6 protein-coding genes are annotated in these 10,890 nt (G+C 60.1%); 2 read left to right on the top strand and 4 right to left on the bottom strand.

What is annotated here, in order from left to right; genetic code table 11:
- Positions 1-842 precede the first annotated feature (842 nt).
- Positions 843-2,294: an IS1182 family transposase gene (locus AC1DSF_RS29500; RefSeq protein ID WP_478183966.1), complete on the top strand. Its 1,452-nt coding sequence runs from the start codon at positions 843-845 to the stop codon at positions 2,292-2,294.
- 319 nt (positions 2,295-2,613) lie between these two features.
- Here the strand turns inward: AC1DSF_RS29500 and AC1DSF_RS29495 are convergent, their stop codons facing one another.
- Both AC1DSF_RS29495 and AC1DSF_RS29490 read right to left on the bottom strand, forming a co-directional pair.
- Positions 2,614-5,046, bottom strand: coding sequence for an ATP-binding protein (locus AC1DSF_RS29495; protein WP_478145305.1), 2,433 nt, complete (start codon positions 5,044-5,046; stop codon positions 2,614-2,616).
- The gene (locus AC1DSF_RS29490; protein ID WP_478183965.1) at positions 4,955-7,192 is read right to left on the bottom strand and encodes an ATP-binding protein; all 2,238 of its coding nucleotides are present in this window, start codon (positions 7,190-7,192) and stop codon (positions 4,955-4,957) included. Before AC1DSF_RS29490 ends, AC1DSF_RS29495 begins: the two co-directional genes overlap by 92 nt.
- 197 nt (positions 7,193-7,389) lie before the next feature.
- Here AC1DSF_RS29490 and AC1DSF_RS29485 point away from each other — a divergent pair, with 197 nt between their 5' ends.
- Positions 7,390-7,608 carry a hypothetical protein gene (locus tag AC1DSF_RS29485; protein WP_478125416.1) on the top strand — a complete coding sequence of 73 codons (219 nt, stop codon included), beginning with the start codon at positions 7,390-7,392 and terminating at the stop codon, positions 7,606-7,608.
- A 134-nt stretch (positions 7,609-7,742) separates the two neighbouring features.
- Here AC1DSF_RS29485 and AC1DSF_RS29480 read toward each other — a convergent pair whose 3' ends face one another.
- A complete protein-coding gene (locus AC1DSF_RS29480) occupies positions 7,743-8,054 on the bottom strand; it encodes a hypothetical protein (protein ID WP_478125415.1) in 312 nt (103 codons plus the stop codon).
- A gap of 380 nt (positions 8,055-8,434) precedes the next feature.
- Positions 8,435-9,664: a hypothetical protein gene (locus tag AC1DSF_RS29475; RefSeq protein WP_478183964.1), complete on the bottom strand. Its 1,230-nt coding sequence runs from the start codon at positions 9,662-9,664 to the stop codon at positions 8,435-8,437.
- Positions 9,665-10,890 lie beyond the last annotated feature (1,226 nt).

Genomic DNA, 10,890 nt, shown 5'->3' with positions numbered 1-10,890 from the left:
GAGAGATGTCCCCGCGCGCCCAGCGGGTGCTCCGGAACATGGTCGAATCGGCAACCACGCCGTCCAAGTCATACAAGGTAAGAGCTGCCAGCGGAGGCTTCGTTATCTATCGGCCCGACCTACAGACCCGTCAGGGCATCTTCTCTCCGCGCCCGCCCATACTGAAGGCGGACGTATGAATCACTTATCTCGCAAGGTGAAGTGCCTGCTCCTCCGGCGTGGCCGGTAAGCCGTTAACGCGATTCGATTTCTTGATCTTGGGCCTGGGTTCCGGCGAAGCCCACCCGTGTTCTACGCCGTCGCCAAGTGAGCCGCTGCTGGTCGCTAGTCTTCGCGTCACTTTTCTATAGAAGCCCGCGCTGGAACTTGCCGTATCTTTTAATCCACTTGCCCTTGTCTGGGTGCCTTTGGTGGTCGTTGGTATTGACCTTCGGCGCTATCGCCCGGAATAGCCAACGACTTCTATTGGAGAGGTTGGTGAACAGGCAGTCCCGGCCATGAGCAACCGGTCGCGAGTCCACCCGCTACGACTGATCCACACTGGCTGCTGTCGGTCGAATTTTTCCGGCGAACGACGGAGATCGCCGATACCTGACGTCCGCGCCTTTCTTTGCGACTGACTGGTCTAGTCTGGAACTTGACTTCGGGATGCTCGTCCGCGGATCGGCGGGCGACTGGACGGCGAAAGTGACCGGAGCGGGTGAAGCAACCTGGCCGCGTCACATCGAATGGCTGCTTGCATCAGCGCCGGAATGGTGGTTCGGGCCGAGGCTGTGTGAAAACGCTTCGTGACTGTCGTCACTCAAATTAAAATTGGCCAACTCGTCTGAGCAAGGTGGCCCATGAAGCGATTCATCGAAGGCGAAGACCGACAGCAAGTGACGTTGCTGCCAGAGTGCCTTGACGACTTTATCGGTGAAGACAACCCGGTGCGAGTCATCGATGTCTTCGTTGAAGAGTTGGATCTACATGCCTTGGGCTTCGAAGGCGCGGATCCGGCGGCGACCGGACGGCCCTCGTATCACCCTTCAGTCCTGCTGAAGCTCTACATCTACGGATACCTCAACCGCATCCAGTCCAGTCGACGCCTCGAGCGTGAAGCCCAACGCAATGTCGAACTGATGTGGCTTACCGGCAGGCTTGCACCGGACTTCAAAACCATCGCAGACTTTAGGCGTGGGAATGGTGATGGCATCCGGAACGTGTGCCGAGAGTTCATCGTACTGTGCCGGCAGCTCAAGCTCTTCTCACAAGGCGTGGTAGCGATCGACGGCAGCAAGTTCAAGGCGGTAAACAGTCGAGACCGAAACTTCTCGCCCGGGAAGATCGACGCCCGCAAGGAACAGATTGAGCAGAGCATCAAGCGCTACTTGGAGGCCCTGGAGACGGCGGACCGCACACAACCGGCAGAGATCGAAGCGAAGACCGATCGCCTGCAGGAGAAGATCCGGAAGTTGCGCGATCAGATGCGTCAATTGGACAAGACCAAAGAGGAGTTGAAGAACGAACCTGGTCAACAGCGCTCGCTGACAGATCCCGACGCGCGTTCGATGCTTCAGCAGGGCAAGAGCACCGGATTGGTAGGCTACAACGTCCAGACGGCCGTTGATCGCAAGCATCATCCGATCATTGCCCACGAGGTCACAAACATCGGCAATGACAGGGCACAGCTGAGCAAGATGGCAGTGGCTGCGCGCGAGGCGATTGGCAAGAGCAAGCTGAAGGTGTTTGCCGATCGCGGCTACTTCAACGGCACTGAGCTCAAGCTCTGCGAGGACACTGACATCACGACCTACGTGCCGAAGCCGATGACATCAAATGCCAAGTCCGAGGGGCGATTCGACAAGTCTGACTTCATCTATATCGCCAAGGACGACGAGTACCAATGCCCAGCAGGCGAGCGGGCGATATACAGATTCAGCACGTATGAAAAAAAGAGCGACCTCAATGCGGATTTGTACTGGAGTAGTGCATGCCCGCGGTGCGCAATGAAGGCCCAGTGCACGCCGGGCGACTATCGACGTATCCGCCGCTGGGAGCATGAGGAAGTGCTTGAGCGCGTGCAGCAAAGAATGGATCGAAAACTCGACGCCATGACGCTTCGGAGATCCACGATTGAACATGTCTTCGGAACGCTGAAGCACTGGATGGGCTCGACGCACTTCTTGATGAAGACCATGAAGCACGTCGGCACAGAAATGAGTCTCCACGTGTTGGCTTACAACCTCAAGCGGGTGATAACGGTGCTGGGTATTGCAAAAACGATGAAGGCGATGCGGCTGGCCGGGGCATGAGCCCCTGTGTTTCTTCTCACGCGTACACGAGGGTCGTCACGAGGCCTCGAAATGCGGATTCTGAGCACCAGAACACTGGATGAGTTCGGCAGGCCATCCGCCTTTGTGGCAATGCGGTGCGTTTCTACACAGCCTCGGCCCTAAGCGGTCACTGGGCTCGCTTCGAAGCAGTCATCTGCTGCGTGGTCATACCGGCTGTTTAATACCCCAGAAGCCGCTCGTCGATGCCGTCCGGAGGCATTCGCGTAAGGTGGGTTGATCCGGTGCAGCCGCGCAATCACCAGTGCCATCGACGACAACTCCGAGGCGCTCTCTGCGCCTACCTGCGCGAGGCCGCTGAGACTGTTTCCAACACGTCCTGCGGCGCGACAGGCTTCACCAGATGCCGGTCGAAGCCGACCTCGCGGGCGCGCGCCTTGTCCGCATCCTGCCCGTAGCCGGTGAGTGCGACAAGTTGGCAGTCGGTGCCGCAGATCGCGCGAATGCGCGCGCCCAGCTCGTAGCCATCCATGACTGGCAGTCCGATGTCGAGCAGGGCGACTTCGGGCAGCACCGCGCCGACGACCTCCAGTGCCGACACCGGGTCGTGGCACACGGTGACTTGGTACCCGTGCGCGCGCAGTAGTTGAGCGGTCGTGGAGGCGGCGTCGACGTTGTCGTCCACCAGCAAGATGCGCTGGCCGCGACCCACCGCGGCCGGCGCGTCGTCTGGGATGGTTGGTGCGCACGCCTCGGCCTCGGGAATAGCAAGCGGCAGATGCACCACGAATTCGCTGCCGCGACCGAGCCCTTCGCTTTGCACGTCAACGCTTCCGCCATGAAGACCGACCAGGCTGTGCACCAGCGCGAGGCCGATGCCCAGTCCGCCCTCGGCACGGTCGATGCCGCGCGGGCCCTGGTAGAAGAGCTCAAAGATGCGCGGCTGAATCTCGCGCGGAATGCCTCGGCCGTTGTCGCGAACGCTGATCGCGAAGCGCGCCTCGTCCACCGCCTTGCACGAGAGTTCGATGCAGCCGCCGGGTTCCGTGTAGCGAGCCGCGTTTATCAGCAGGTTGGCGACCACCTGCGCGATGCGAACGGGATCGCACACGCAACGCAGGTCGGGTTGCACGTCAACGCGCAGTTCGTGATTGCGCTGCTCCAGCAGCTCGCTCGCCTGTTCGACCGCCTTAGCGAGCAGCGCCTTTACATCGCTGGGCGTGCGCTTGAGCTCGATATTGCCGCGTGTGATACGCGAGATGTCGAGAAGGTCGTCCACGAGGCGCACCAAATGTTCGACTTGCCGCTGGATGATGCCCTGCTCACGCGCGGTGCCCGTGTCGCCGCGCATGCGCATCAGCTGCAAGGCCATCACGATCGGGGAGAGGGGATTGCGCAGCTCGTGGCCAAGCATGGCAAGGAATTCGTCCTTAGCACGGCTTGCCTCTCGCAGTTCTTCCAGCAGCTGCTCCCGCTCCGAAGCTGCGGCGAGTTGAGCCGCCTCACGCGCGATGCGCTCGGAGGCATCGCGGGTGAAGCAGCGCGTGTAGCGCAGCTCGCCGTCCTCGAAGTACCCGTTCGAGCAGATCAGGACCGTCTTTGTACTGCCGTCCCCGCAACGCATCTCGCCCGGTTCGTCGCGCAGCACCTCGCCGGCCCTGAGCCGGCGCAGAATTTGGTCGATCCGGGCAGGGTCGACATAGAACTCGGCGATGTTGTGGCCCACGTACTCCTCCCAGCGGTAGCCCAGCATCTCGAGCTCGGCCCGGTTGGCATAGAGGATTGCGCCGTCGCCGGCCACCTTGTGGATGCCTTCGCTCGCGTTGTTCAGGAAATCGGCGAGCTCGCGCTCTCGCTCGCGCAGCGTCTCCTCGGCGCGCTGACGCCTGCCTAGCTCGACGCGCAGCGCGCGCGTCTGCTGCTGCAGCTCGAGGAAGGTCATCGCCGCGGAGCCGGGCGGAGCCGCCGCTTCGTCGAGCGTATTGAGCACGCGCGAATGGGCCGCGCAGACATGTTGAAAGGCGCGAGCCTTCTCCGACGAGGAAAAGAGCTGCCAAGGATATGCGCAGAACAGCGCGAAGGCATAGCGCCGCGCCGCCTGGTTCCAGATCTGCTCTAGCTGCAGCGCGCCTTCGTAGTTGCCTTGCTCGCACAGCAGCGCCACCATTTCACCGAATGCGTGCAGCGGCTTGCCTGACCGTCCATTGCGCAACACCGGCCCCAGTGCCTCTTCGAACAACGCGGCGTCCGGCCGTCCATCGACCATGAAGCGCTCCAGGGTCTCTGCTGCATCGAGCATCACGAGCCGACCGGCAAATCCGCCGGTGATGTCGCAGGCTCCCTTGCCGAAGGCGCTCAGCCGCTGCGCAAAACAGGCGCGGTGCGCGGATGTCCCAATAGCCACGGCCATGCCCCCGGCGCGCAGAGCGGAGTCGAGGTGCTCGCAGACCTCATCGATCAACCAGTCGTCCCGGTCATAGAACCGGACTTCGTGGTCTTTGGGGAGGGACTCGGCGGTATTGGACATGTGTAAAGGCCGGGCTGGATCCGGAGTATGGACCACTCGACAGAAGACGGCAGAACCTACCGCGGCTTTACTCCGCCAGGATGCTTCGCCATAAATGACGTACCTTTTGGGGACCGAAGGGCGCGACGAACCGGGTGGCTGCTGGCGATCATTGCTATTTGTCGAGCACGTCACGTACCTTCGCGGCCAATTCGTCAAACGAAAACGGCTTCGTGATGAGCTGAACGCCCCGATCGAGGCGCCCATGGTGAACGATGGCATTGCGCGCATAACCGGTGGTGAAAAGCGCCTTGATGCCCGGCCACAAGGCTCGCGCGCGCGCCACCACCTCGGAACCGGTCATGCCTCCGGGGAGAACGACATCCGTGAACACGAGGTCAACGCTGCGCTTCTGCAGTACCCCGAGGGCCGCTGGGCCGTCCAGGGATTCGATCACCTGGTAGCCGAGCTCTCGCAATGCGTTGACTGTATACAGGCGCACGTCAGGATCGTCCTCGACCACCAGAATCGTCTCGCCCAATGCTTCGGGGGCCAACGCAGGCTCGGTCAACTCTTCCTGCGCCGTGTCGCCATGGCTGCGCGGCAAATACAGCCTGACAGTAGTGCCATGCCCCACTTCCGAATAGAGCTGCACATGACCGCCGGACTGCTTCACGAAGCCGTAGACCTGGCTCAGTCCCAAGCCCGTCCCCTTGCCTTCCGCCTTGGTCGTGAAGAAGGGCTCGAACACGCGGGTCATCGTTTGCGGGTCCATGCCGACGCCCGTGTCAGTGACGCTGATGACGACGTACTGACCGGGTATAACCTCAGCGTGCCGTGCAGCATAGGCTTCGTCGAGATGGCCATTGGACGTCTCGATCGTGAGCTTGCCCCCGGAGGGCATTGCATCCCGGGCGTTAACCGCCAGGTTCAACAGCGTGCTTTCCAGTTCGTTCGGGTCGACCTCGGTCGTCCAGAGCCCACCCGCTGCGACTGTTTCGAGTTGGACCGTTTCTCCGATCGCACGCCGCAACAGTTCCGAGATGCCCTGCACGACCAAATTCGCGTTCAAAGGCTTGGGATCGAGTGGCTGGCGTCGCGCAAATGCTAGCAGTCGCTGCGTGAGCGCTCCTGCTCGCCGGGCCCCGGACATAGCCTGGGCAGCAGCGCGGCGCAGGCGCGCCATTTCCTCGGGCAAGCTGCGCGACAGAATCTCGAGGTTGCCCACGATCACCTGAAGGAGGTTGTTGAAGTCGTGTGCGATGCCGCCGGTCAGCTGGCCTACCGCTTCCATCTTTTGGGCCTGGCGCAGGGCCTCCGTGCTCTGGACGAGATCTTCGGTACGCCGCCTGACCTGCTCCTCCAGGTCCAGGTTGAGTTCTCGCAATGCAGCTTCGATTCGACGGCGCTCGGCGATCTCTCGCTGCGTTTCCTCGAAAAGCCTAACGTTGTCGATTGCGACGGCCGCCTCGCCGGCGAGGCCGCTCAGATTGCGCTCTGAATCTTCCGTAAACACACCGCACTCGGAGTGGCCGAAGAAGAGACCGCCAATGACTGACCCGTTGCGTGAGATGACTGGCACCGCGAGGTAGCTGCACACTGGAAGGTGCCCCTTGGGCATTCCCCAGTGAGGCTCATTGTGTCCATACCGAGGATCGCGCGTGATGTCATCCGAGCGTACGATGCCGCTGCCTTCGAACGTCGGTGCGAAAACTTCGGTGTTCCGTGGCATGGGAAACTTTGAAAACGCCTCCTTTGGAACGCCGGAGATGCCGTAAAGCATGTAGCTCTCGCCGGCCGCATCCACCACGTTATAGAAGAACGCGCCGAACTGGGCGCCGGTCAGTGCCACGCCCGCGTCGGTGACGGTCTGAACGAGGGCGTCAAGGTCCGTTTCACGGGCGAGGGTCGCGCCAGCCTGGTTGAGGATTTCGAGCGCCCGCGTGCGCTCCCGCAGGGCCGATTCGACTTGACGGTGCGCTGTCCGATCTCTCAGGACCTTGACGAAGCCGCCACTGGGGTCCGTTCGATTCAAGGGCTTGGTCTCCCCTATCCCCCAGAAGCGCTCGCCGTTTTTGCGCAGACGCCAGCCCTCGGCGCCACCGGCGCCTTGTTCCACAGCAAGAGCGATCTCCGAGCGAAGCAATTGCTCACCGCCTTCCTCGATAGGGAATATTCGAGCGAGCGGCTGGCCCAGCATTTCCGCCTCGGTCCAACCGAGGATCTGGTGCGCGCCTTCGCTCCAGCCGGTGACGATGCCGTCGGCATCGATGGAGATGATGGCCGTCTCCGTCGCCCCATTGAGCACCCGGCGATAGCGGTCAATGACCGTTTGGCTCCATCGTGCATCGTCAGACCTTTCAGACACGCTGTGAGTCGAGAGCGGAATCTGAACGCGGGGTTCGGGTGCCATGGCTGAATTTGGTGCTGAGGGTCTGGGCGTGGCTGTTTCGGAAGTAGTGCTAAATGTTACCGGACCCCTGGGGCAAGCGCCCAGTGGCCACATCCAGTCGGGCAAGGACGAGGCCCGCAGTTGGTGGCGTCCTACGACTGCGCTTGACGCTACGCCGAAAACTGCAAAAAGGAAATAAGGGAACAAGAAGGAACCCCGTGACCCGCCGTAGCGAGCTCGTTGATCTGATACAGGCCCTTTCGCGCGAGGAGAGCACCCGGCAACCCACGGCAGCTTCTTGGCTTGCGCAGCAGGACGCGAAGGATCGTGGTGGAAACAGCGAGCAGACTTCACACGACCAGGCTGCACCCGAAGGCAAGGTCAACGGCAACGAGTGGCGTACGACGAAAGATCCGTCGGATGCGCCCAAGTCCTAGCGAGCCCATAGAGGCTGGCGTTCGGCACCCGAAGAGGCTTTGCTTTGCCCCCGGCAACGACTGCTTCCAAGCAAATTCCGCCGGCAGGTTTAACTTCCGCTACTGGCCGCAACGCGCCTCTGCTCAGCCGAAGGCTAGTAGCCCGGCAGCCAAGGCTCCTTCTCAATAGCTGCGATGTTCCCCTCCGCCAAGCAACGCCACAGCTCCAGAATTTTGCTGGCCGGCACGTTGTCCATGTGCCGTTCGCCGCCGGTCTCCAGGTTCTCGCACACGACGTAGCCACCTCGGGAGACGGACACGCTCCATTCGGTCTCATGAGTAACGGCTACCGAGCCATGCTCGGTGTCTTCCGGGCGGTCGTCGAGCTCTCGCAGTAACGCCGCGAAATCAGATGACTGCTCCCCGGAGCTCATGCTGCCGTAGCGGTGGGTCAGGTGAAACGCCATAGTCGACGGTGGTTAGGGACCTTTGGAGGCGGCCGGGAAGGTAGATGACCTGCCGGATTCTGCCGGGATGCTGAAGGTCTGCAACTGGCCGGGACTGACTGTTCGCCAACCTCCCTGATAGCGGCCCTTGGGCTATCCGGGCGATAGCCCCGAGGGGCAGTAACAGGGACCGCAGCGGACTGGTACTCGCGGCCAGGAGCGGTAGTTCCCAAGGCCGCGCTGAATGTCGCCTTTCAGAACGGCAAGCAGTCAAACGCCGGGCTCATTGCTGGGGGCCGAACACGCTGCAGTTCGGTCCTACGAATTCGCTGACTCGCACCTGACCTTTCCGAGTGAACGCTATTCTGGGCTTCAGTAGCATTCAACTCACCTACGGCGCCTCACCGAAGCTCAAGTAAGCGCACCTGCTTCAGCCACGCCTGGGCCTCATTGTCGAGTTGCCTGAGGTCATCGTTGAAATGTGGGACGCGAATATGGACTAGGCAGAAGTCAGACTTCGTAGCGATGATCAGGATGTTGTCGTAGATGTAGTAAGTCGAGCTTTTTGATGGATCGTCCATTGCTAAAGACACTGCACGTCGGACTCTGGCGAATGACCCTGTATAACCCAGAGTGAGTTGTTCAATGTCGATTCTGCCCTCTTTGGAGGCTCCAAAAACATAAAAAAGAAGGCGTCCTATCAGCAGTCCGGTCTCGGGAGTAACATTCGTCAAGCTACCCATTCCGTTCCCGATCAGATGAGCTGGGAGATTTTGATATGAATCGAATAGTTGCTCAAAGTCCTTTTGAATGGAATCGAGGCTCGCTCCAATTTCCTCATTGTTCTTGCCAAGCGATTTGAAAAGCTGCGCGCGTTCCCGCGGGGTGAATAGCCATTCCATCCAACTGCCGACGAATTCATTCAGTCCCATTCTTTTTACTTTGTCCGTAATTAGTTTCACCTCTTCCTTTGAAAATCGTTTGTGAAGAAGATCATATGCGTCGGTCTGATATCGCTCAAGCATGGAAGATGCATCCTTGTTGATCGCCTTCATGAGCTTCTGTGCATCCTCTCTGGAGATCACTGACATTTGGATGTAGGGCAGCCATTCAGGATGGTGCTTGAGCTCTTGATCCTTTTCGATGGTCCAAATGAGTGGAGGATGGGCGCTATTGAATTCGAGAGTGGATGGCAACGTCTTGGCGGCAGAAGCGAGATCTGTCTTCGTGATTTCTGAGAGCAGAACTAGATCATTTCCCGCCTTTTTTCCTCCGGTGTCCGAAATGGTCAGGGGCATCCACCGCCCAGGCATTTTCCCCGTAAAGAGTTTTCCGTCGTGAGAGGTGACATAGCCGTTGTCGGCGACCTTCTGCGAAACAATGAAATCCTCAATCACAAACGGTCTCGTCTTGCCGTCAGATATGGCTACCTTTGCGAGGGTGTCGGTTAGGCGCGAATTCGCTTTTTTAAGCTCGAGAGCGCTGGGTGAAAGTTCGCCGCCAAGATAAAAAATACTCGACGCAACTCCGGCAGCGGCCGCCAAAGCAGCAGTTGCTTGTCCCAGAGTGAGCTTGGAAATAACCTTCCCCAAGGAAAAATCGAGGGGATTACTCTCACCTTTTTCATTCAAATTGGCTGGCCTAGTCATAAAGACCTTTCTCACAATGCACGCGCCAGAAGGAAGAAGGGCTCGCAAGACAGGACGAGCTAGCTTGCTAAGACTGAGGACCCAATGTATGCGAACTACATAGAAGACACCATCCCCAAGCTTCGGTAGCCGACGTTGGTCTGAAAAGCTCCCGTCGGCTCGCACGTGTTGTCAGGTCAGCGACCCCGTCGGTTCATATGCAACGCGGGAGGTAAGCCTGCCTTTTCGCGGGCATCGAATGGCAGACCCTTATGGCGATCCATCCATGTCAATCAATGTGCGGTTTCCGACCGGTTAGTCCACCGGATGCTGCGGTGGGAGCGGGGTTGCCCCGAGCGGCGTCAAAAATGCGGCAGCGCCCGGCTGAAAGCGCCCCGACCCCGCGCATCCCGTCGCGGACATTTGCTCGCTCGCGCACGGTCCTGGGCGAATGTCCGTTTTCCCGAGGCCGCTACTCCGCAATGGCACACAGTGGCCGAAGTGCCTTACTTCCGGCGAACCGCTTCGGTCATAGAAACCAGCCGTTCGGAGCGGCCCGCGTCTACGACCGGAATGGGCCCGAAGCTCCGATTCGCGCCTTGTGGAAGCTGTCGTCCGCGCACGATGCCGCCCTGCTCATCCGCTGCCACCCATGCTGAAGTTATCGCGACGTCGGCGAGGTCAAGTTCCAAAGTAGACCGGCCGTTCGTCAAGAAAAGGGCCAAGGTCGGGTTTCGGCGACCGCTGTCATTCGGCAGAGAAATTCGAACGACAGCAACAGTCTTTCTGAGACGTTCACCGCAAAAATCAGGCGTGACGCGCGCCGGAAAGGCCTCCCCCAGCTGCCGCGCCCGCTTGATCTCATCGGTATGAAGGTAGACGTCCCCGCTCCGTTGATGTCCAAGGGCTGCGCGAGGACTAACAACTCGCTCGCCAACTGCACATCACAGATCGCTGCCGAGCGGCTTGGCAGTCGTGAGGTTGATGAGGAGTTCGAAACTCGATCAGAGACTCGCTCTTAACCTTGGCGATCTCCTTCGGTTGCAGGCAGAACAGAATCTTGCGGCTGGCTCAAGCCTCTCCACTGCAAATGAGAAAGAGACTCCAAGCAGAGCGACTCCGAATCGCGTTCGGCACGCGCCTGCCCGCAGTGGCAGCGCGCCACTTCCATTGCAGGCCGTCCCAATAGGCGAACCGTGCAGGGCGAGGATCACCCTCAATCCTGTCGA

The sequence above is a fragment of the Variovorax sp. 01N429 genome (assembly GCF_056399425.1).
This window is presented reverse-complemented; position numbering and strand designations above follow the sequence as displayed.

Bases quoted from the DNA above. Each gene is read 5' to 3' on its own strand.
- AC1DSF_RS29500 (WP_478183966.1), top strand. From the start codon at position 843: ATGAAGCGATTCATCGAAGGCGAAGACCGACAGCAAGTGACGTTGCTG.
- AC1DSF_RS29495 (WP_478145305.1), bottom strand. From the start codon at position 5,046: ATGGGCGCCTCGATCGGGGCGTTCAGCTCATCACGAAGCCGTTTTCGT.
- AC1DSF_RS29490 (WP_478183965.1), bottom strand. From the start codon at position 7,192: ATGGCACCCGAACCCCGCGTTCAGATTCCGCTCTCGACTCACAGCGTG.
- AC1DSF_RS29480 (WP_478125415.1), bottom strand. From the start codon at position 8,054: ATGGCGTTTCACCTGACCCACCGCTACGGCAGCATGAGCTCCGGGGAG.